Source organism: Hymenobacter monticola (genome assembly GCF_022811645.1).
GTDB lineage: Bacteria > Bacteroidota > Bacteroidia > Cytophagales > Hymenobacteraceae > Hymenobacter > Hymenobacter monticola.
On sequence record NZ_CP094534.1, the window covers coordinates 38,754 to 59,082 of the forward strand.

Sequence of the window (20,329 nt, forward strand, 5' to 3'; positions counted from 1 at the left end):
GGCAGTGAAAAAGGTGGCGGAATGGGAGGTGGGAGGAGAAGGGCGGCGCGCAAAGAAACTGCGGGCGGCCAGCGCCGCCAACCACAGCCGCCCAACGCCTGACGCGCGGCGACTATTGCCGGTTTTTAGCCCTGATAACCGAAACGCCCGTTCTTTGCGGACGCAAGCTAACCCCTACCCGTCAATCTATTGCCTCCCTCCCGCCTTTCCGCCGCCGAGTACGCCGCCGGCATCCGGGCCGGCTCGCGCACGGTGCTGGGCCGCGCCATCACGCTGGTCGAAAGCACCTTGCCCTCCGACCAGGCCCTGGCCCAGCAGGTGCTGCAGGCCGTGCTGCCTCACACCGGCCGCAGCCTGCGCGTGGGCATCACGGGCGTGCCCGGCGTGGGCAAAAGCACCTTCATCGAAGCCCTGGGCCGCTTCCTGGTCGAAACCCAGGGCAAGCGGCTGGCCGTGCTGGCCGTGGACCCCAGCAGCCAGCGCGGCGGCGGCAGCATCCTGGGCGACAAAACCCGCATGCCCTGGCTGGCGGCCCACGAGGCCGCCTTCATCCGCCCCTCCCCCGCCGGCAGCAGCCTGGGCGGTGTGGCCCGCGCCACCCGCGAGGCCGTGCTGCTGTGCGAAGCCGCTGGCCACGACGTCATTTTCGTGGAAACCGTAGGCGTGGGCCAGTCCGAGACCACCGTGCACGGCATGGTCGACTTCTTCCTATTGCTGCTGCTGGCCGGCGCCGGCGACGAGCTGCAGGGCATGAAGCGCGGCATCATGGAAATGGCCGACGCCCTGTGCATCACCAAAGCCGACCAGGGCAACGAGCAGGCCGCCCGCCGCGCCAAAGTCGATTACCAAAGCGCGCTGCACCTGTTTCCGGCGGCGCCCTCGGGGCAGGTGCCGCCGGTGCTGCTTACCTCCTCCGTGAGCGGCACGGGCCTGGCCGAGGTGTGGCAGGCCATCGAGACCTACGCCCAGGCCACGCAACAGAACGGCTATTTCCAGCAGCGCCGGCAGCAGCAACAGCTGCAATGGCTGCACCAAAGCATTGCCCAGGAGCTGGAAATGCGCTTCTACGCCGATGCCGCCGTGCGCCAACGCCTGCCCTCCCTTCAACAAGCCGTGGCCGCCGGAAGGGTTACGCCCTTCGCAGCGGCCACGGAGTTGTTGGATTTAAATGTGAGACAGTGAGAAGTCAGACAGTGAGAAATGGGGCATACGCTTCTAATGTCTTACTGTCTCATGTCTCGCTTTTACAGCGCCGCCGTAGCCAGGCCGCTTTCGACGCGGCGGGTGGTAGTTTCGCGCACGGCAATGCTGGTGGCACCGGGGCGCGGCGCTTCCACGTCCACGGTGTAGCGGTAGCGGCTGGCGCCCACGCGGCACTGCACGGCGTAGCGGCCGGTGGGCAGGCCGTTGAATTTCAGCAGTGTGCCGTAGGAGGTGCGGTGGTTTTCGTTGAGGAGGGTCTGGCCGGTGCTGAGGTGGATGACCTGCATAGAGGCCTTCTGCCCGGCGGGGATGAAGAGGCGCACGCGCAGACTTTCGCCGTCGGGCTGCGTCACTTGTACAGGCTCGGCGGCCGGCGTCTGGGCCTTGGCGGGCTGGGCCAGGCCGACGCCAAGCATGGCCAGCCCGCCGATGATGAACGAACGAGCTTCCTGCGTAACAGTGGCTGCAGAAGTGGCGGTTTGGGCGGCAAGGAGGCGGAAGGAGGTTTTCATGGTTTTGCAGAAAAATTGGGGGGGGTGGAAAAGCTGGAGAAGCATCCCTGGCAAGGCCGGCGCCAGTGCGCCGCTCGTGTCCGGTTTTGAGCGACGACTGCCCAGAGATGTTAGGAGTATTTCCAACGGCGTGCCAATCATTCATTGCGCTTATAATCAATTATTTACTCAGGAATCAACATAAACTCCGCTCCTTTATTCTGTTCACTGCCGGGCAGGTGTTCGAAAGTGAACACCGCCAGCAGCATAAATTCAAAAAGTTGGTCTAAAACATCGTACGCACTATCCCGAAAAAGCCATAAGCAACGAAAGGGCTGTGGTTAAACTCACCGATGCAGTTGCCTGAGCCGCTTCGCTACCTTCGTCTTAGCCTAACTTAAATCCACCTGCTGGCCGTGTTTTTTCGCTCCTTATTGCCAACTGTTGCGTTGGCCATTGTTTGCTTATTGCCAAGTCAGGCACGAGCCCAAACCATTACCGGCGCAGTAACCAGCGGGGCCACCCAGCAGGCCGTGCCATTTGTGAACATCGGCCTGCCCCGCCGCGGCCTGGGCACCGTGAGCGACGAGCAGGGCCGCTACCAGATGGCTTACAATCCGGCGTATGCAACTGATACCGTACGCATTTCCAGCCTGGGCTTTCGGACTCAGCTTCTGCCCTTTGCGGCCTTGCTGGCCGCTCCGGCCGTGCGCCTGGTGCCGGAGCAGGTGGCCCTCAGCGAAGTGAGCGTGACGGCGGCCGGCGCTTACCGGCGCCAGCACACGCTGGGGCTGGACAAGCCGAACTCCCATCTCAAGCTGTACATGATGTCCAACGAGTTGGGCACCGAAATCGGCACCCTTGTGCACCTGGCCCGCCGCCCCACGCTGGTGCAAAGCCTGCACGTGGCGGTGGTGAAAAACGAAGCCGGCCCGCTCACCTTCCGCCTCAACCTCTACCGCCTTGACGCTAAAGGCGCCCCCACCGCCGAAAAGCTGCTGGCGCACGACGTATTCGTGACGGCCCCGTCCGCGGCCGGCGTGCTGAGTGTGGACCTGGGCCCCAACCGGGTGGTGCTCGACGAAGACTTCCTGCTGGCCCTGGAGTGGGTAAAAGCCCCCGAAGGCGCCCCGGCGGCCGACTACACCAAGCGCATCAGCTTCGGCGGCGCCCTAAAGGCGGGCGGCATGCAGCTCTACATGCGCCCCACCAGCCAGGCCGCCTGGATAAAGCCGAAATTCACCAGCAACGTGCCCATGCTGGGCCTGCGGCCGGCCCTGGCCCTCTACGCCACCGTGAAGGACTAGCTGGCGGCCGGAAACGGCGCAACCCGGGCGACGCAACGTCGCCTTTGTTTCTTTTTAAATAGTTTCGCCCGGCCGTCTTTCGGTTTTTGTCTCCTGCTTTTCGACCTTATGTCTTTTCCCATCCATTCGTCCTTTAGCCGCCTGGCGTTGCTGGGCCTGCTTTCGTTGGCTGCTCTCAGCACTCATGCCCAAACCACCCCGGCGGCCAGCCCCACGCCCGAGCAAATTCGCCGCTGGCAGCACCTCGACCTGCAGGCCGACGGCGTGCCCGGCATCAGCGCCGACAAGGCCTACCGAGAGCTGCTGGGCAGCCGCGTGCCCACGCCGGTGGTGGTGGCCGTCATCGACTCGGGCATCGACTCGACGCACCAGGATTTGAAACCGGTGTTGTGGCGCAACTTCCGGGAGGTGGCCGGCAACGGCCTCGACGACGACAAGAACGGCTACACCGACGACGTGCGCGGCTGGAGCTTCCTGGGCGGCCCCGACGGGCGCAACATCACGGTCGAAACCCTGGAGCAAACCCGAATTTACGGCCAGTACCGCGGGCAGTTTGAGGGCAAGACGCGCCAGGTCGTGCGCAAGGCCGACCGCGCCAAGTTCGACCTGTACGAGCAGGCCAAGGCCTCGTACGAGAAAGCCCGCAAGGCCGAGGAAACCCGCCTGGCCCGCCTCACCGACGCGCTGACCTCGAACACAGCCACCTTTGAGCGGCTAAAGCAGGCCCTGGGCACGACGCGCCTCGATTCGGGCCTGGTGCACCAGGCCGCCACCCGGCAGCCCGCCGTGGCCGAGGCCGGGCCGGTGTACGCCTTCATGCACCGGGCCGGCATGGCCAGCGATGAAGATGCCCTGAAAGCGTTGAATGCCGCCATCAAAGGCTCGCGCAACAGCCTGGAAATGGGCCTCAACCCCGACTACAACCCGCGCGCCATTGTGGGCGACAACCCCAAGGACCTGCGTGAAAGCCGCTACGGCAACCCCGACATTCAGGGGCCCGACGCCCGGCACGGCACGCACTGCGCGGGCATCATTGGGGGGCTGCGCGGCAACGGGCTGGGGGGCGACGGCGTGGCTGGCGACATGGTGCGCATCATGGGCGTGCGCTCCACGCCCAGCGGCGACGAGCGCGACAAGGACGTGGCCAACGCCATTCGCTACGCCGTCGACAACGGCGCCCAGATTATCAGCATGAGCTTCGGCAAAGATTTTTCGCCGGACAAGGCCGTGGTGGACGACGCCATGAAGTATGCCGCCCAGAAAAACGTGCTGCTGGTGCACGCCGCCGGCAACAGCGGCCTCAACACCGACAAGGACAACAACTACCCCTCGGCCCGCTACCTCAACGGCAAGTTCATTCCCAACCAGATTACGGTGGGCGCCAGCAGCCGCCTGAATACGTCGGCCCTGGCCGCGGGCTTCTCCAACTACGGCAAGCAGACGGTGGACGTCTTCGCGCCCGGCGTCGACATCTATTCTTCGACCCCGGGCAATACCTACGCCACCCTCAGCGGCACCAGCATGGCCGCGCCCGTGGTGGCCGGCGTGGCGGCGGTGCTCAAGTCGTATTTCCCGCAGCTCTCAGCTCTGCAGCTCAAGCAAATCATCGAGCAGTCGGCCACGCCCTACCACACCCAGGTGCTCAAGCCCGGAGCTAAGGACATGGTCGATTTCGCCACGCTTTCCAAGTCGGGCGGCATTGTGAACCTTTACGAAGCCGTGAAGCTGGCCGATAAGATGACGATGGTGAAGTAAGTTGTGGCGTGGACGCTGCGAGTCTGCGTCTGGTCGCCGTACCCAACACCATTTGCAGACCCTTTCTCCGCACTGAGATGCGCTACTTAAGCAACAAACGAAGCTGCGGGCTGTCGATACTCGCGTTGATGACAGCCATCGCCTGCAGCAGCCCGGAGCAGGAGGCCACGGATTCTCGTAAAGCGTCCCTTGCGCGTTTGTTGGAGCGCCGACAGGAGTGCCAGTTAGAGGGCGGTGAAAATTACCCCGATACTGCCTCTTACGTTGGGGTGCGCGATGCTGCGTATGCTTATGGCTACGTTTACCCGAAGGCGTTCGAAGAAGTAATTCTAAGCAGCGACCAACCCCTGAGTGACACTCTTAGCATGGTCAGCCCCGACCGGCACGCCACCCTCCGCCTTTGGCCGGGCAAGACCATTAGCTTCCCGCTTGGCGCGATAAACGACAGCCTGAAAGTCAGCGACTTTATGCGCGCCGACTCGGCAGTTGAAAACACCATCGCGAAAATAAAGCAGGGCCAATACCCCTACCTCCACGGGGCCACCATCGATTACCTGTGCCACGGCGTCAGCGGTTACGCCCATTCCATTGGCATTGTGAGTCACAATACACGGCAGGTAATTATTCATCACATCCTCGTTTCTGAGCTGCCTGTTTCCGGTGACCTGGTTTTTAAAAATCTGGCGTTTGCTTACGACAAGGGTTTCGCTAAGCAGTACCATGCCGTTGGCATTACCGTAGCCAACAGCCACGAAGACCCATTCTGAACACCTGTATAAAGGCGCCGCGCCCATGTTCCCCGCCCTGCAATCGGATTCGATAACGCTGCACCTCATCAACGAAGACAACCTGCCGGAGGTGTTTGCCTTGTTTCAGGGCTTTCCTGATTCGAAGGAGATGCTCGATGAGCTGTTTCGCAGCTGCCTGCCCCCGCTACGAAAACGGCCGGCGCACCAACTTCGGCTTCTATTCCTTTTTGAACGGCGAGCTGGCGGGCATGAGCCTGCTTTCGGTTGACAGTTGGGACGAAAAGTCGGGCTCGACCGGCGCCGACGTGTTCCGCCACATGCGCGGCCGGGGCGTGACGCCGGGCAGCAAGCCCCACCTGTTTTACCTGGCCTTCGAGGTGCTGGGGCTGAACCGCGTGGCCACGGGCCACCGGGTTTCCAACGTGGCCTCGCAACGCTCCATTGCGAAAACGCCGGGCTTTCAGTTTGAAGGCATCATGCGCGAGTCGGGCGTGAACGACGCGGGCGAGTTCGAGGACGAGCTGCTATACGCCATTCTGCGGCGCGACTGGCTGGCGCTTTATGACAAAACGCAGGTGCGGGTGGTGGAGTAGTGGCCGAATGTTTGGCGCGGAAGCGCGGGCTAGGGCCGGCGAGCCGCGGAGTCGCGGCGGGCGGCGCCATCGAGCAGGTCGGTGGCGCGGAATTCTTTGTCGACGGTGGTGTAGCCGCCGGGCGAAATGCGGCGGCCGCTGTTGGTGATGAACGTGGGCTTGAGCTTCAGGGTGAGGCGCACGGGCTGGCGGTCGCCATCGGCCAGGCCCAGGGCGAAATCGGCCAGGCTGGATTCGGTCTGGTCGCCAACGGCCTCGCGCAGGTTGCTGTTCAGGTCGATGGGGGCGGTGGTGACGCCACCGTTGGCGGGCACCTCGATGCGCTGGGTGGTGCGGCCCTTGGCCACTTCCTTGCCGTCGATGAGGGCGATGTAGTCGAACTCGTTGAGGGCGGCGGTTTCGTCGTTGGGGTTGCGGAACTCCAGGTTCAGGCGCAGGCGCAGCGGCAGGCTGCCGGTGGCATAGCCCGAAAGCAGCGCCGCTTTCTGCACGGTGCTCAGGTCGCTGAGCTGGCGCACGCGCGTCACGTCGATGCCGGCCAGCGTGGCCTGCTCCACGTTCACAAGGCGCACATCGACGCCCTTGAAGGCCTTGGCCTGCTGCACCTGCTCGCTGATGCCGCAGCTGCTGAGGCCGGCGAGGCCGGCGGCGCCGAGGGCCACGGTGGCGGCTAGGGTGCGCATGCGCCCGGAGGCGGTATTGAGAAGAGAATGGAACATGGCTGGAAAAGAAGACGTGAAAAAGACAGCGGTGAGCTGAGGTTTACTCCTTTTGTTTCCAAATAGTCGAATAATTAATTTCGCCGGGGCCGCAGGGCCAGGTAATCCAGGTAATACAGCACCTTGATGGACACGTTGTTATTGTGCGGCGTATTGATGGTGTTATTTAAATTGTCGAAGTAGAGCGGGGTGGCGGCGTTGGCCTCAAAGAAGGAAGCGCTGGCGTTTTTCCAGACGATGCTGACCTGCGAGCCGGGCGCGAACCACCACGAGTACACGGCGTCGATGTTGAAGGCGTTGAAGGTGTTGTCGCGGTTGCGGGCGTACACCATTTCGGGCGTTTCCGCGCCGTCGGGGTGCAGGCGCGAGAAGTCGCGGTAGTGCACGTTGCTCACGTAGTGCCGCAGGCGGATGTTGAACGACATGCGGTTGGTGAAGGTGTAGGTGCCAGTGGCCGTGTTGGTGAAAGTGGTGACGTGGCGGCGGCCCAGCAGCACGTCGGCCCCGTCGCCGCCGAAGCGGGCCAGCACGCCGGCGTCTTCCGGGATGCTGCCGTCGAGGCCGCCGGCGTAGCCAATCTGGTTCTGGTTGCGCTCCATGCTCACGGCGTACACGAAGCTGAGCTGGTTGCTCACGCGGTAGCGCGGGCTCAGGGTGAGCGACAGGGAATTGCGGCCGGTGCGCTCGCCATCGGGGGCAAACAGGCGCACGCCGCCTTCGATATCGTAGGCGAATTTCTTGCGGTAGTCCGAGGAAATGAAGCCGCTCAGGCCGGTGTTGGCGGGCTTGCGCACGTAGTACCGGCCCAGCGGCGCGCGGCGCGGGTCGTAGTAATCACGGGTAGTGGGAATGGCCGACAGGTCGACCCCCACGGTGAGGAAGTTCTTGGTGAAGGTGGTGTTGCCGCCGGCATAAAGGCCCATGTCCTGGTACTGCGTGGGCCGCTCCAGCAGCGAGTGGCTGATGCTGGCGTAAGTGCTCAGCTTGTTTACCTTCCAGAAGGGCTTGTAGATACGGTAGTTGGCGTAAAGGCTCTGCGAGATATTGTTGTTGCCGAAGAGCAGGCCCAGGTCGTTGGGGTTGTAGCTGTGCGACTCAATGCCGTGGTCCAGGCCCCAGGTAAAGTTGCCCGAGATTTTGTTGAAGCCCAGGTAGTACTTGTAGCCGTCGCGGTCCGACACCTCATCGGCCGAGCCGAAGAACTTGCCCCGGCGGTTGGAGTACACCACGCCGCCGTTCACGGCGTAGGAGTTCTTCTTGTTGGCGAGGCGGAAGAGGGCGCTGGTCACGTTGGCGTCGTGGGTGGCACCGGCGCGCGTCACGTTGGTGTTGATGAGCGAGACGTAGGAGTTGTTTTTCAGGCTCTGGTCGAACACCACGATGTTGTAGTTCGAAAAGGGCTGGGTCAGCACGTCGCGCCGGGTACCGCTGCTGTCCTGCACCGTGGCGTACACGTCGTTGCTGATGGCGTTGAACACGCCCACGCCCAAGCCCTTGCTGGTGCGGCCCGATACTTTGGTGGCGTTCAGCAACCGCGTCACGCCCGGGTTTTGCACGATGAACTCCTCGGAAACGCGTTTGCCGGTTTTGGGGTCCCAGTAGCCCTTACGCAGCTGCCTGCTCACGCCCCCAAAACCGATGGGCGTGGCCCCTACCCTTCTCGAATAGAATAGGTTACCCTTGTTGAACAGCTCGGTACCCTCGGTGAAAAACGCCCGGTTTTCGTTGTACTGCACTTCGAAGGGCGAAAGGTTGAGCACCTGGTTGTCGCTCTGCACCTGCCCGAAATCCGGCACCAGCGTGGCATCCAGCGTGAAGCTTTCGTTGATGCCCCACTTCACGTCGGCCCCGCCGTTGAAGCTGGTGGTGGTATTCTGCTTGCCCTGCTCGTTGAAGGGGTAATGGTTGACGTAGGCCGACACGTAGGGCGTGAGCGAGAGGCGCAGCGGCGGCTTCAGGTCGCGCAGGCCCGTCAGCTCGCCCCATTGGTTCACGAAGCCCGACACCTGGGGCTTCACCTCGTTCCAGAAAAACTTCTGCCGGCTGGCCCGCCGCTGCCGCCCAAAGTTCAGCCCCCACACCTGCTCCGCGGCCTTGCTGAAGCGAATGGCCGAGTACGGAATGCGCAGCTCGGCCACCTAGTCGGTGCCGTGCAGGGCCGTGCGCGAGTCCCACACGGCGTTCCAGGAGCCGTCCTCGCCGTTGGCCGGCGACTGCCGCAAATCGACCTGCACCCCACCCGAAGTCACAATGAACTCGTAGCCGTTCAGGTGGTCGTTGTAGGTATCAAAAAATACCCCGAACCAGTCCGAGTTGCCGATATTGTCGCGGTTGCTGAGCTCGCGCAGAATGGAATCCTGCGCCGCGTCGTGCATGATGGCGCCCACGTAAATGGCGTTGTCGTCATACAGCACGCGCACCTCCGTGGGGTGCTTTTCGAGGCGGCCCGGCGTGGGCTCCAGCTCGTAAAACTTGGTGGCGATGGGCGCGGCCTGCCACACAGCCTCATCGAGTACGCCGTCGAGCTTGGGCGGGGTGCTGATGCGCACGGCCTGCAGCTGCCGCTTGGGCGCGGGCGTGGCGGCGTTGGGGACAGGCGGGCCTTGGTTGTCCTGGCCCTGGACCAAGCCAGCGCACAACATCAACCAACAACCAAGTAAAAATCGCAACATATACAGCCCCGTTGATTTTGCTCGGGGAGGCCAAGAGATGCTTGCCCGGGCCCGAAAGTTGCTTTTTGCAATAGGAATTATTCTGCTGAAAAACGGCTAACGCGAAGTCGCGGGATGTAGGGGCGGGGCTTGCCCCCCCCATATGGTAGCGCCACCCACCACGATTCCGCTCCACGGCCGGGCGGGGACCAGCCCCGCCCCTACCTCGTTCCATCTTTCCAGCCGCCAAACATGAAAAAAGCCGGCTTCCTGCTTCGGAAACCGGCTTTTTCATTTGCAAATACCCGTGCTTAGTCGTTCGAAATAGTCATGTTGTAGGTGCCTTTTTCGTGGCCCAGCAGCTTGCGGTATTTCGCCGCCGTTTCCTCCGATTGCGCCTTGCCGTTCACCGTCATGCCCGAGGGCTTGAGCTGCAGCTGAAAGCTCTTGTCGTCGGCGCCAATCAGGCCGTCTTTGCGCAGCTCGCTGCGCAACGCCTCCGAATCGAGGCGGGGCGGGGCGGGTGGCGGCGGGGGCGACATAGGGGCCGGCGGGGCCATGGGAGCCGGCGGAGCCATCATTGCGCCGGGAGCCTGCGGGGCACGCGGTGGACGCGGTGGGCGCGGCGGCCGAGGCCCGTCACTGTCGTAGCTCACCGACTGGCTGCTGCTGTTGCGGTTGATGGTCATCGAGCCGTTGGCGCCCATTTTGCGGCCAGCATGGGTGCTCTCGTACAGCTTCAGGTATTTCTGAAACACCGGCTGCGGCTGCGCTTTGCCGTTCACCGTCAGGCTGCTGGCTGTGAGCTTAAACTGGAAATTTTCCTTGTCTTTAATCAGACCGTCTTTCAGCAGCTGGTCTACCAAGGCTTCATCTTGCTCCCGGCGGCGCTCGGCGCGCTGCCGGTCGCGTTCGGCATGCCGGCGGTCACGCTCGGCGTGTTCCCGGTCCCGGTCGGCGCGCTCCCGTTCGTCCTCAGCCCGGGTCAAATCCAGGCTTATCACTTCCTGCCGCGACTCGCGGATGCGCTCCTGAATTTCCTGCTGGCGTGCCTGCAGTTCCTGCTGTCGCTCCCGCAGTTCCTCGCGCTGGTCGCCGCTCAGGCTCAGTCGCTGGAAGGCGGTCGCATTTTCGGGTTGCTTGAGCTGGGCGCGCACTTTTTCCAGGCTTTCGCTGATGCGCTTGCGCTGGGCGGTGCTGAGGTTTTTGGCCGTGCTGGCCTCCTGTAGGGCGCGCTCGGCGCTGCGCAGGGCCTCGCGCTGCCTGCCGTCCTGGGCCAGACCGAGCAACGCGCCGGGCTGCCGGTAAAACGTGCGATTCACTGAGCCATTTGGCACAACTTTAAGCCGCTGAAAGCCCCGGTTTCCGTTGAATGTCAGCGCCTGGAACCGCTGGCTGCGCAGCGGCTGCAACTCCTGCAGCTGGTACCGGAAGGTCTGGCCCGGTTCAACGCTGCGCGCAATCAGCTGCCGCGGCCCGTCGTCATCGCTGCGGTACACAAAGCCCCGCGCCACCGGCGCCGTCATCGGCACCTGAATTATCTGCACCGACTGATTTTCATCGTCGCGGTCTTGCTTCGCCTTGATTTTGAGCTTGCTCTTGCCGGTTTCGGTTTCAATGCGCCGCCCGTTTACCACAAGGTCGGTCACGCGGCCTTTTTTGTCTTTGGTGATAACCACCGTGCCGGGGTCACCGCTAATGGATATTGGGGACACGAGTTGCTCGTTGCGACGGGCCTGATGGTCGCGCCGCCGGGGGCGCGGGCGGTCCTGGTCAGGGTCAGTCATGGATTGAGACACCATCACCTCACGACTGCTCTCATGGGCTTGGTTCGTTCCTGTGGCGGTGGTCGTTGTAGTCGTGGTAGAAGCACCTGTGGTTGCAGTACTCGTCACATGCTTCGTGGTATCAACCAATATTTTGGATGGACCGGTTTGCCGGTCAACGGCCTCCGGCTTGGCGGGCACCGTGGGTTGGGCCAGCGGCCCGGCCAGCACCGCGCTGCTGCCCAGCAAACCCAGCCCGCCCAGCACCAGCGCCCCGGCCATGAAGCCTTCGGCCAGCGTCGGCGCGGCCGGGCGGCGCTGCACCAGGCGGCGCACGCGGTTCAGGAGGGCGCCGCGGCTGCCCATGGCGGCCAGGGCCAGGCGCGGGGCGGTGGGCACCACGGCGCTTTGGCTCCACTCGGCCAGGGCCGTGAGGGCGCGGGCCAGGCGCAGGGCGTCGCCGTCGCAGAGGGCCGTGGCCACGTCGTCGCAGCAGTTTTCGCGCTCGGTGCGCACGCAGCGGGCCATAAACCACACGGCCGGGTGGTAGAAAAACAGCGCCTCGGCCACCGTTTGCAGCAGGTTCACAAGGTAGTCGCGGCGCAGCACGTGGGCCAGCTCGTGGGCCAGAATGGCTTCCAGGTGTGCCACTGACAAGCCCGCAACAGCACCCAGCGGCAGCAGAATCACGGGGCGTACGTGGCCTACTACCAGCGGCACCTGCACCAGCGCCGATTCCAGCAGCGCCACCGGCCGGCGCAGGCCAGCGCGGGCCGAAAGGGCCGCCAGCCGCTCCTGCCAGGCCGCGCTCACGGCGCGCGTCCGGTAGCGCTTCAGCCGCTGCACGTACAGCAGGCCGCCCAGCAGGCGCAGGCCCATGGCCAGCAGGCCCAGCAGCCAGCCCAACACCAGCAGCGGCAGGTGCCGGTCAAAATACCGCAGCCCGGAAGCCAGCCAATTGGGCGAAGCGGCCCGCTGTGGCTCAGCCACCGGGAGAAGCGGTGCAGCGCCAGCCACCGTTTTTTCGGGGTTTCCCGCACGCTGCGGCGGCACGACGTCGGTTACAACGGGTGCTGCCGACGTTTCTGCCAGCCGCAATTGCAGCTGCGAAATCTGCACGGCTGCAGGCAAGCGCTTCCCATTCGCCTCCGTCCCGGAATTGAAATACAGCCCGAACGTGATGCCGGCCAGCGCCACCACCATGCCCAGCGCCCCGGCCGAGGCCACGTAGCGCACCTCGGCCCGCTGGCGGCGCAGCAATAACAGCGCCCCGGCCAGCACGGCCGCCACCAGCGCACCCTGCCACAACGAGTGCAGCAGGGTCCAGCCCAAGGCCCGCGTGAGGGCGGGCGAAACGAAATTCTCAAGCGCGGTCATCGTCGTCGGGGTTAGGGGTGGAATTTTGAATTTCAATGTCGTTGAGCAGGCGGCGGATTTGCGCCAGCTCGTCGGCCGAGGTCTGGCGGCTGCCCAGGGCCTGCATCACCAGCTTCAGGGCCGAGCCGCCGAAGGTGGCGTCCACGAACTTGTCGAGGAGCAGATTTTGGGTTTCCTGTTCGCGCACCGCGGCCCGGTACACGTGGCTACGGTCGGCGTCGTCGCGCCGCACCAGGCCCTTCTCCAGCATCAGCTGGCATATCTTGAGCGTGGTGGTGTAGCCCACCTCCGCCTGGCGGCGCTGGCTCAGGTGGTCGTTGATGGCGCGCACAGTGGCGGGCCCGTGCTGCCAGAGCACGTGCAGGATTTCCAGTTCAGAATCCGTAGGTTTGGGGGGCGGTGCTTTGCTCATGCTCTTACAACGTGAGGTTACTACGAACTATTTCGTAGCATAGAGCAAAGGTGTTACGAATTGATTCGTAGTTGCAAGGCTTGTCTACGAATAAATTCGTAATACATCACAACTATCTCATTTCCAGCGCAAAAATTTCAATTGATAAATTTGATTGATAGATAGTGCCGGCGCCCTTATCCAATTTAGGTTTCAGTATTTTGGGCACATTGGCAACTCGATGGGCGAATGGAATAGCTGGCACATTCAGTACAAGGCCGACGGTGCCGGACTGAGCCTGCTCACGCCTGCTGAACGCCTCCAGGCCGAAACCGAGCTGTTGCTGGCACTGGAAGCGCCGGCTGACCCTCGCCCCTTACTTGGCTTAGCCTACCTGAGCAGCCGAAAAGCGTTGCCGGGACTGAACCGTTGCTTCTCAAGTCAAAGTCAGCATGCCTGGACAACGCATGCATTGCGCGCCATTGCCGCAATAGACCCCTACGCACTCGACCAGCAGCAACTCCTCCGCCAGTTGGCCCATGGCCGGCCCCATGCGTCGCCTTTTAGCGACCCACTGATTGATATCCTGCTAGGGTTGCGGCTGTATTTTCCGCTGAGCCTGCTGGAACGTCCCGTCATCGACCAGATTTTTCAGTTGATGCGCCACAAAAAAGCGCTTGTCAGGTCGCACGCGCTACAAACCCTCCGCGAACTGTATGCCCTACCAACCGCTGCTCAGGAGACTGCCACTGACCTTGAGCGGAGTACCAACGACCCTGTCTTTCAATTAATCAGCCCCGACGACAGGCCCGCCGACTACGACAGCGCCATTCGGCTGTTGCGCCAGCAAACGGAAAACATTGCTTTGATTTAACCAGCCTGAGCCTCAGCCTTGTTTCGGCGTTTCGTCAGCGTCACGCGGGCGCGGTGGCAGATGCCACCCAGCGGGGGGTTGAACTTGCTCACGTTGATTTTCACCTTGCGCACGTGCGGTAGCTCGGCCATGATGCGGTCGAGCACGCGGTGGGCCACGTGCTCCAGCAGCCGGGCGGGGGCGCGCATTTCTTCGGCCACCAAGCGGTAGAGAACTTCGTAGTTCACCGTCTCGGTGAGCTTATCCGACTCGCCCGCCGCCAGCAGGTTGGTTTTGATGTACAGGTCCACGCCGTACTTGTTGCCGATTTTCTGCTCCTCATCATAGTAGCCGTGAAAAGCAAAAAACTCCAGTCCTTCGAGTGCGATTTGGCCCATATGGCGGGGTGGCGGATTGGTGGGTTGGTGGATTGAGGGGAACCGTACCGCCGGGCAAAAGTAGCACGACAGAGCCCAGCCGCGTTTTGTGTTGCAGACGCGGTGTTTTGTATAGCACCGGCCAGCGGCCGGGCAGAGAATTTTGTTGGGCAATACCAAGGCAGCATTTCCGGCCCGCATTCTCTCCCCAATCATTCTTCCATGAACCTTACTTCTTTCCGCACGCTGGGCCGCTCTGGCTTGGTGGTCAGCCCGCTGTCGCTGGGCACCATGACGTTTGGCACCCCGCGCTGGGGCTCGCCCGACGACGTGTCTGAGTCCATTTTCAACGCCTATGTGGACGCAGGCGGCAATTTCATTGACACCGCCGACGTGTACGCCGGCGGACGCAGCGAGGAGCTGGTGGGCCAATACGTGGCCGCCCGTGGCCTGCGCGACCAACTGGTACTGGCCACCAAATTCGGCTTCAGCGGTCAGCCCGGCAACCCCAACGCCGGCGGCAACGGGCGCAAAAACATCTACCGCGCCCTCGAAGGCTCCCTACGCCGCCTCCAAACCGACTACGTGGACCTCTACTGGCTGCACGTGTGGGACATGGTTACGCCCGTGGAGGAGGTACTCCAAACGCTGGGCGACTTGGTGCGGGCGGGCAAAATCCGCTACTTCGGCTTTTCCGACATGCCCGCTTGGTACACCGCCAAGGCCGCCGCGCTGGCCCACGCCCACGCTGTGCCCGGCCCCATTGCCCAGCAGCTGGCCTACTCGCTGGTGGAGCGCAGCATTGAGCGCGAACACCTGCCTGCTGCCCGCGAAAGCGGCCTCGGCAACGTGCCTTGGAGCCCACTGGCTGCCGGCTTTCTGGCCGGCAAGTACCAGCGCACCGACGCCGGCGCCCGGGGCGAAGGCCGCCTGAGCGGCCCCAACCCGTTTGGCAACACCCTATTCACCGACCGCAACTGGCGCATTCTCGAAGCGCTGCGGACGGTAGCCGCAGCGGCAGGGCGGCCGCTGTCGCAGGTGGCGCTGGCGTGGGTGGTGGCCCAGCCTGGCGTCTCGGCGCCCATCATCGGGGCCAGCAAGGTAGAGCAGCTACACGACAACTTAGCCGCGCTTGAGGTCCGTCTCACGCCGGAGCAATTGCAAACCCTAAATGCGGCCAGCGCCCTCGAACCGGCTTTCCCCTACGGCATCTTCTCGCCTGAAGTAAACAAAGGGGTTTTCGGCGGCCACGCGGTGCAGGGCTGGAAATGAGGCGGCCGTCTAAATCCCAACCGTTCCAAACGAAAAAAGCCCCCCATTACGGCGGGCTTTTTTCGTTCAATTAAATAGAATAGCTCAGCTAAATCTCGTCGAAGAAAGACTTCTCAGCCACGGCCGCCGCGGGTTCGGGAGCCTTGGCCGCCATACCGGGCTGGCCGGGGTGCGTCACGGGCGAGGGCTGGTTGATTTCGGGGTGGCTGGGGCCGATGGGCTGAATGTCGGGCGCGGCGGGCTGCACGTAGGGCGGCGCCGGGTCGGGCACCTGCGAGGGCGCGGGCGGGTCGATGTGCGGGGCGGGCGAGATGCCGGGGTTTTCGGCCGGGGCGCCGGGGCGCTCAATGTCGGGGCGCGGCGCTTCGGCGGGCGCGCCGGGGTCGGGCTGCTGGCCGGGCTTGGGGTTGTAGCCGGTGGTTTCGAGGCTGCGCTCCAGCGCCTCTTCCGAGTGCGCGCGGGCCGACTGATGAAACGAGGTGGGCGTGGCGGCGGCCACGGCAGCGGCGGACGAAACAGCGGAGGAAGAAGTGACCTGCATGGCGGACGGGGGCTCAGGAGTGGTTTCGAGGGCCGATTCCTTCGGCCGTTCCACGTGTACGCGGGCGGCGCGCGAAAGGATGGCCGCCGTGCCGCCCTTGGGCCGGTTGCGGGCTTTTTCTACCTTGTCGAGGGCGTCGGACGCCAGGTGGTGCAGGTCGCGCACCAGGGTGTCGAGCTGCTGCTCCAGGCGCTGGCACTCCTGGCCCAGGCCCGATACCTCGCGCTGCATGTCGGCAATGGTTTTTTCGGCCTGCTGGTAGGCGCCGTCCACCACTTCGCGGGCCCGCTGGCGGGCTTCGCTGATGATGCTTTCGGCCTGAAACTGGGCCTCGCGGATGCGCAGGTCGGCGTCGCGCTGGGCTTGCTCGGTGATGTTGTTGCTGGTGTCTTCGGCGGTTTTGAGGGTGCGGTAGAGGCTGCTTTCCACTTCGCGCATTTTCTGCACGTCCTGCTGGGCGTGTTCCAGCTTGAGGCGCAGCTCGCGGTTTTCGTCGCCCAGGCGCTCCCACTGCTGCGAAATGGTGTTCAAGAAGGCCTGCACCTCGTCTTTGTCAACCCCGCGAAAGGATTTTTCAAACGTTTTCTGCCGGATATCGAGGGCGGTGATTTTCATGATTTCGATGAGGAATAAATAGTGAGAAGTGATGAATCAGCCCAAGAAGAAGAACGAATAAACCCACTTAAATTGGATTAATTCCTTATTCTTCATTCCTCATTCTTCACTCCCAATTGCCATACGGCCAGGCTGCGGTCGTCGCTACACGAAACTAGCCGGTTTTCGGTGCCCGGCCAAACCAGCCGGTTTACCGAGGTGCCGTGCCCGGCCGCGCGCGCGCGGTCGAGTACCCGCAGCAGCGTGAGCGTGCCCGCATCCCACAATTTAATGCTTTTATCGAGGCTGCAAGAGGCCAGGTACTGCCCGTCGGGGCTAAAGGCCAAGTGATTGATGGTGTACATGTGCGCCGGCACCTGGCTCGTCAACGCGTAGCCGGCGGCCACGTCCCAGGTCCGAATCTGGGCGTCGCGCCCGGCCGTGAGCAGGCGGGCGCCGTCGGGCGCGTACGCCACCGAGAACACCGAATTGGTGCTTTCGCCCAAGGTGAATTTGGTTTCCAGCGAATCCAAATCCAGAATGCGGGTGAAGGTATCGGAGCTGCCCACGGCCAGTTCGCCACGGCCTTCGTGCAGGGCCAGGCAGCGCAGGCTTTTATCGGCAAGGCGCAGGAGTTTTTCGATGCGAAAATCGGGCAGGCGCAGCACGGCCAGCGTGCCGTCGCCCATGGCTACATAGAGTCGCTGCCGAGCCACCGAAGCGACGATTTCGAAGATGGCCACCGGCGGCAGGGCCGTGGCGTGTGCCAGCTTGCGTTGCGCCACATCAATGGCTTGAATACCCTGAAAATTGTGCCCCAGCACCAGCAAGCCCAGCTCCGGCAAATGGCGCAGGGCATATACCGAGTTTTCGACGCGGGCCAGCAATTCGCCGTCGCGCTCGGGTGCGCCCGTGTCCCAGCCCACCACCATGCCATCGGCACTGCCCGAGTAAATGGTATCGCCGGAGCCGCCCGTGAGGGCGTATACCGCGTCGCGGTGGCCGGCGAGGGTAGCAGTTTTGGTAACGGGCGGGCGGAAAATTTCGGACATAGCAGCGCCGCAAAGGTAGCTTGGCGGCAGTTGGAGAAGTAATGGGTAAAGAGTAACGTCATGCCGAGCGCAGCCGAGGCATGACGTTCTTTGTCGGCAACGAATACCCCATTATGCCCCTTCACTCCTGCCAGCGCCTCTCCCCTACCGCCGTGCTGGGCCTGTGGCAGCTCACCGAAACACCGGATGAGCTGTGGCCCCTGCTGCCGCAGCCAGCTACCTACCGGGCACTGATGCCCGCCACGGCCGATGCCGCCCGCCAGGCGCAGTGGCTGGCGGGCCGGGTGCTCATCCACGCGCTGCTCCCGGAAATAATGGCCGAGCCGCCCGCCGACCTGGTGGTGCAAAACGATGCCACCGGCCGCCCCTGGCTGGCGGGCACGGGGCACGGCCTCACGGTGTCGCTGTCACATTCGGGCACCTGGGTGGCGGCGGTGCTGAGCCATGGCGGCCGCGTCGGCGTAGATATTGAAATCATTCGCGACAAGGCCCAGCGCTTAGCGGGCAAGTTTTTGGCGGCCGACGAGTGGGCTGCGGCCCAAGCCACGGCCGCCGACGGAGCTGCGCACTACACCCTGCTCTGGAGCGCGAAGGAGACGCTCTATAAGCTGGCGGCCCAGCGCGGCATCATCTTCAAAAACCAGCTGTTGCTGGGGTCTTTTGCTCCGCAGCAATCCGGCGAAATCCCGGCTACGTTGGTTTTGGGCGGGGTCGAAACGCGGCACTGCATTTGTTATTCCCAGCCGGCGCCCGGCTACGTGCTCACCTATTGCCACGAACCCACTGCGTAGCCGCGGATGCTTTCAATACTTTTCCCTTACCTTCCCGCCATGTCATTCCGCCGCATTTCCATAGTTGCCGCCGTTGCCTTATTGGCTCTCACGCTGGCCGGGGGCGTGGCCCGCGCCCAGGGCGGTGGCACCGTTGCCGACTTCACCCTCAAAACCGCCGCCAACGCCGACGTGAGCCTGAAAAGCTACGCCGGCAACAAGGCGGTGGTGGTGGTGTTTCTGAATCCGGCCTGCGCCTTTTCGCGCCTCTACCAGGAGCGGCTGGCCTCGCTCAGCAGCAGCTACCGCAGCAAGGGCGTGCAGTTCCTGTTCGTCAACGTGCCCATTTTCCTCGATGCCCCGGGCACCGCAGCCCCTGGCGAAGTGGAGCTGCCCACCCTGGCCGACCCCAGCCAGCAGGTTGACAACCTGCTCGGTATTACGAAAACGGAGGAAGCCGTGGTGCTGCAGCCCGTAGCCGGCGGCTTCGCCATCCGCTACCGCGGCGCCATCGACGACAACCCGCAGGTGGCCGGCAGCGTGCAGCAATACTACCTCAAACAGGCGCTCGACAACGTGCTGGCCGGCCGCCCCGTCGGCGGGGAAGCCAAGCGCGCCACCGGCTGTTTAATTAAACAGTAAGGCCTCTGGCTGTCATTGCGAGCACGACAATTCGTCCTGTTCTCAGTGACCGGCCTGATAAGATTATAAAGTATAAAAAGCCCCGGCACTGTACAGTGTCGGGGCTTTTGCTTCGCTGACTTTCGGTTCTGGTAAAAGAGCGGGTCTGGTTTTGACAGGACGGATTGCTTCGGCTCCGCCTCGCAATGGCAGTCGGGTGCAGACACTTGCTACTCCAAGATGCTCAGCAGTACAGCTACCTCAGCGGCTTTCAAAGGCTCCTGGAGCTTCTCGAAGCTCATTTGCAGGTTGCGCAGGGCGCGGCGCACGATGTCGAGGTTGGAGCAGGGCTCGTAGAACATCGGGTTGGAGGTGATGTTGAGCTGCGAGACGTAGTGCTCGATGTCGGTGCGCGAGAGCACGAGGCCGCGGTTGTAGCAGTTGATGTAGAACGGTTCGGCGCCTTTGAGCTCGGGGCGGAAGGTGAGCACAAACAGGTTGGGCAGGTTCACGCCGAACACCGGCAGCTTGAGGCGCTGGGCCACCAGCAGGTAAATCACGCAGAGTGTGAGCGGGTTGCCGCGCTTGGTTTCAATCACACGCTGCAACATAGAATTGGCTGGCGAGTGGAAGTGCTGGGTGTTGGCCGCGAACTTGTGTTGCCGAAACATCACGTAGTTCAGCGTCTGCACCTGGTCGGCGGGGTGCATGTCGGGGCGCAGGGCGGTCCAGGCCTCAAAGCGGAGCTGCTCGATGGCGCGGTTCAGGGCTTGGAAGTCGGCGTCAGGGTACTGGTAGGTGTTCAGCAGCCACATGCCTTCGAGCAGGTCGGTGGCGCCGGCCTCGCGCCACACTTTCAGGCGCTGCTGCAAGCCCTCAAACTGCAGGTGGTGAATGAGGTCTTCGAGCCGCTGCTGCTGCTGGCCGTCGAGGGTTTCTTCCCAGCTTTCTTCCAGAAACGGAATGATGCTCTCGCCCAGGTTCTGGATTTTGTCCTGGATTTGCGGCGCGATTTCCGGGTCGTCGAGCAGCGAGATGAGGGCTTTGATTTCTTTGTTGGTCATGGATGCGAAACGGCCGCCGCTAGGGTTGCGGGGCCGAATTTAACACACGGCAGGGCCTTTTGGGTTCGGTATTGGCGCGCGCCGTCGCCGTTTGTCCGCGCCGCCAATCATCCTGAGCGCAGCGAAGGACCTTATCATGACTGAACAGTTTGCAGTGATTACTGCTCCAAACGTGATAAGGTC

Annotated in this window: 19 protein-coding genes; 9 read left to right on the top strand and 10 right to left on the bottom strand. The window is 63.2% G+C overall.

Annotation, left to right across the window (positions count from 1 at the left end):
• The first annotated feature begins 189 nt into the window (after nucleotides 1-189).
• Complete coding sequence (gene meaB / locus MTP16_RS00160; protein WP_243514765.1) at nucleotides 190-1,182, top strand: methylmalonyl Co-A mutase-associated GTPase MeaB; 993 nt, start codon at nucleotides 190-192, stop codon at nucleotides 1,180-1,182.
• A 62-nt stretch (nucleotides 1,183-1,244) separates the two neighbouring features.
• On the opposite strand, the gene MTP16_RS00165 is transcribed toward meaB, so the two are convergent.
• Nucleotides 1,245-1,715, bottom strand: coding sequence for a hypothetical protein (locus MTP16_RS00165; RefSeq protein ID WP_243514768.1), 471 nt, complete (start codon nucleotides 1,713-1,715; stop codon nucleotides 1,245-1,247).
• 446 nt (nucleotides 1,716-2,161) lie between these two features.
• Here MTP16_RS00165 and MTP16_RS00170 point away from each other — a divergent pair, with 446 nt between their 5' ends.
• From MTP16_RS00170 to MTP16_RS00185, 4 genes are all read left to right on the top strand, one after another.
• On the top strand, nucleotides 2,162-3,001 hold the full coding sequence (locus MTP16_RS00170) for a carboxypeptidase-like regulatory domain-containing protein (protein ID WP_243514771.1): 840 nt from the start codon (nucleotides 2,162-2,164) through the stop codon (nucleotides 2,999-3,001).
• A gap of 108 nt (nucleotides 3,002-3,109) precedes the next feature.
• Complete coding sequence (locus tag MTP16_RS00175; protein WP_243514774.1) at nucleotides 3,110-4,756, top strand: S8 family serine peptidase; 1,647 nt, start codon at nucleotides 3,110-3,112, stop codon at nucleotides 4,754-4,756.
• 77 nt (nucleotides 4,757-4,833) lie between these two features.
• Complete coding sequence (locus MTP16_RS00180) at nucleotides 4,834-5,523, top strand: hypothetical protein (protein WP_243514777.1); 690 nt, start codon at nucleotides 4,834-4,836, stop codon at nucleotides 5,521-5,523.
• A 137-nt stretch (nucleotides 5,524-5,660) separates the two neighbouring features.
• Nucleotides 5,661-6,098 carry a GNAT family N-acetyltransferase gene (locus MTP16_RS00185; protein ID WP_243514780.1) on the top strand — a complete coding sequence of 146 codons (438 nt, stop codon included), beginning with the start codon at nucleotides 5,661-5,663 and terminating at the stop codon, nucleotides 6,096-6,098.
• Between the two features lie 29 nt (nucleotides 6,099-6,127).
• Here MTP16_RS00185 and MTP16_RS00190 read toward each other — a convergent pair whose 3' ends face one another.
• The 5 genes from MTP16_RS00190 to MTP16_RS00210 form a co-directional block, all read right to left on the bottom strand.
• Nucleotides 6,128-6,817: an LEA type 2 family protein gene (locus MTP16_RS00190; protein ID WP_243514782.1), complete on the bottom strand. Its 690-nt coding sequence runs from the start codon at nucleotides 6,815-6,817 to the stop codon at nucleotides 6,128-6,130.
• A gap of 74 nt (nucleotides 6,818-6,891) precedes the next feature.
• Entirely contained in the window at nucleotides 6,892-8,955 is a 2,064-nt protein-coding gene (locus tag MTP16_RS00195; protein WP_243514784.1) for a DUF5916 domain-containing protein, read from the bottom strand.
• Nucleotides 8,956-9,459, bottom strand: a complete 504-nt coding sequence (locus MTP16_RS00200; protein ID WP_243514786.1) for a carbohydrate binding family 9 domain-containing protein — start codon at nucleotides 9,457-9,459, stop codon at nucleotides 8,956-8,958. It abuts the gene before it with no gap.
• A gap of 320 nt (nucleotides 9,460-9,779) precedes the next feature.
• A complete protein-coding gene (locus MTP16_RS00205) occupies nucleotides 9,780-12,611 on the bottom strand; it encodes a M56 family metallopeptidase (RefSeq protein WP_243514788.1) in 2,832 nt (943 codons plus the stop codon).
• Nucleotides 12,598-13,023, bottom strand: a complete 426-nt coding sequence (locus MTP16_RS00210) for a BlaI/MecI/CopY family transcriptional regulator (RefSeq protein ID WP_243514789.1) — start codon at nucleotides 13,021-13,023, stop codon at nucleotides 12,598-12,600. Before MTP16_RS00210 ends, MTP16_RS00205 begins: the two co-directional genes overlap by 14 nt.
• Nucleotides 13,024-13,243: 220 nt before the next feature.
• Between MTP16_RS00210 and MTP16_RS00215 the strand changes: the two genes are divergently transcribed.
• Nucleotides 13,244-13,876 carry a hypothetical protein gene (locus tag MTP16_RS00215; RefSeq protein WP_243514791.1) on the top strand — a complete coding sequence of 211 codons (633 nt, stop codon included), beginning with the start codon at nucleotides 13,244-13,246 and terminating at the stop codon, nucleotides 13,874-13,876.
• Here MTP16_RS00215 and folB read toward each other — a convergent pair.
• Complete coding sequence (gene folB / locus MTP16_RS00220) at nucleotides 13,873-14,253, bottom strand: dihydroneopterin aldolase (RefSeq protein WP_243514793.1); 381 nt, start codon at nucleotides 14,251-14,253, stop codon at nucleotides 13,873-13,875. The two genes, MTP16_RS00215 and folB, sit on opposite strands and share 4 nt — an antisense overlap.
• Before the next feature lie 201 nt (nucleotides 14,254-14,454).
• On the opposite strand from folB, the gene MTP16_RS00225 reads away from it, so the two are divergent.
• Nucleotides 14,455-15,504: an aldo/keto reductase gene (locus tag MTP16_RS00225; protein ID WP_243514795.1), complete on the top strand. Its 1,050-nt coding sequence runs from the start codon at nucleotides 14,455-14,457 to the stop codon at nucleotides 15,502-15,504.
• Between the two features lie 88 nt (nucleotides 15,505-15,592).
• Here MTP16_RS00225 and MTP16_RS00230 read toward each other — a convergent pair whose 3' ends face one another.
• Both MTP16_RS00230 and MTP16_RS00235 read right to left on the bottom strand, forming a co-directional pair.
• Nucleotides 15,593-16,660 (bottom strand): DivIVA domain-containing protein, encoded by a 1,068-nt coding sequence (locus MTP16_RS00230; protein ID WP_243514797.1) that lies wholly within the window; start codon nucleotides 16,658-16,660, stop codon nucleotides 15,593-15,595.
• A 92-nt stretch (nucleotides 16,661-16,752) separates the two neighbouring features.
• On the bottom strand, nucleotides 16,753-17,691 hold the full coding sequence (locus MTP16_RS00235; RefSeq protein ID WP_243514800.1) for a WD40 repeat domain-containing protein: 939 nt from the start codon (nucleotides 17,689-17,691) through the stop codon (nucleotides 16,753-16,755).
• Nucleotides 17,692-17,804: 113 nt separating this feature from the next.
• On the opposite strand from MTP16_RS00235, the gene MTP16_RS00240 reads away from it, so the two are divergent.
• Nucleotides 17,805-18,482 (top strand): 4'-phosphopantetheinyl transferase superfamily protein, encoded by a 678-nt coding sequence (locus MTP16_RS00240; RefSeq protein WP_243514803.1) that lies wholly within the window; start codon nucleotides 17,805-17,807, stop codon nucleotides 18,480-18,482.
• Nucleotides 18,483-18,521: 39 nt separating this feature from the next.
• Nucleotides 18,522-19,103: a redoxin domain-containing protein gene (locus tag MTP16_RS00245; protein WP_243514805.1), complete on the top strand. Its 582-nt coding sequence runs from the start codon at nucleotides 18,522-18,524 to the stop codon at nucleotides 19,101-19,103.
• Nucleotides 19,104-19,312: 209 nt separating this feature from the next.
• Here the strand turns inward: MTP16_RS00245 and MTP16_RS00250 are convergent, their stop codons facing one another.
• Nucleotides 19,313-20,146 carry a transglutaminase-like domain-containing protein gene (locus MTP16_RS00250; RefSeq protein WP_243514808.1) on the bottom strand — a complete coding sequence of 278 codons (834 nt, stop codon included), beginning with the start codon at nucleotides 20,144-20,146 and terminating at the stop codon, nucleotides 19,313-19,315.
• Between the last annotated feature and the right edge of the window lie 183 nt (nucleotides 20,147-20,329).

Coding starts and splice junctions, on each gene's coding strand:
- MTP16_RS00165 (WP_243514768.1), bottom strand. CDS start 1,715: ATGAAAACCTCCTTCCGCCTCCTTGCCGCCCAAACCGCCACTTCTGCA.
- MTP16_RS00175 (WP_243514774.1), top strand. CDS start 3,110: ATGTCTTTTCCCATCCATTCGTCCTTTAGCCGCCTGGCGTTGCTGGGC.
- MTP16_RS00180 (WP_243514777.1), top strand. CDS start 4,834: ATGCGCTACTTAAGCAACAAACGAAGCTGCGGGCTGTCGATACTCGCG.
- MTP16_RS00185 (WP_243514780.1), top strand. CDS start 5,661: ATGAGCTGTTTCGCAGCTGCCTGCCCCCGCTACGAAAACGGCCGGCGC.
- MTP16_RS00190 (WP_243514782.1), bottom strand. CDS start 6,817: ATGTTCCATTCTCTTCTCAATACCGCCTCCGGGCGCATGCGCACCCTA.
- MTP16_RS00200 (WP_243514786.1), bottom strand. CDS start 9,459: ATGTTGTGCGCTGGCTTGGTCCAGGGCCAGGACAACCAAGGCCCGCCT.
- MTP16_RS00205 (WP_243514788.1), bottom strand. CDS start 12,611: ATGACCGCGCTTGAGAATTTCGTTTCGCCCGCCCTCACGCGGGCCTTG.
- MTP16_RS00210 (WP_243514789.1), bottom strand. CDS start 13,023: ATGAGCAAAGCACCGCCCCCCAAACCTACGGATTCTGAACTGGAAATC.
- MTP16_RS00215 (WP_243514791.1), top strand. CDS start 13,244: ATGGGCGAATGGAATAGCTGGCACATTCAGTACAAGGCCGACGGTGCC.
- folB (WP_243514793.1), bottom strand. CDS start 14,253: ATGGGCCAAATCGCACTCGAAGGACTGGAGTTTTTTGCTTTTCACGGC.
- MTP16_RS00225 (WP_243514795.1), top strand. CDS start 14,455: ATGAACCTTACTTCTTTCCGCACGCTGGGCCGCTCTGGCTTGGTGGTC.
- MTP16_RS00230 (WP_243514797.1), bottom strand. CDS start 16,660: ATGAAAATCACCGCCCTCGATATCCGGCAGAAAACGTTTGAAAAATCC.
- MTP16_RS00235 (WP_243514800.1), bottom strand. CDS start 17,691: ATGTCCGAAATTTTCCGCCCGCCCGTTACCAAAACTGCTACCCTCGCC.
- MTP16_RS00240 (WP_243514803.1), top strand. CDS start 17,805: ATGCCCCTTCACTCCTGCCAGCGCCTCTCCCCTACCGCCGTGCTGGGC.
- MTP16_RS00245 (WP_243514805.1), top strand. CDS start 18,522: ATGTCATTCCGCCGCATTTCCATAGTTGCCGCCGTTGCCTTATTGGCT.
- MTP16_RS00250 (WP_243514808.1), bottom strand. CDS start 20,146: ATGACCAACAAAGAAATCAAAGCCCTCATCTCGCTGCTCGACGACCCG.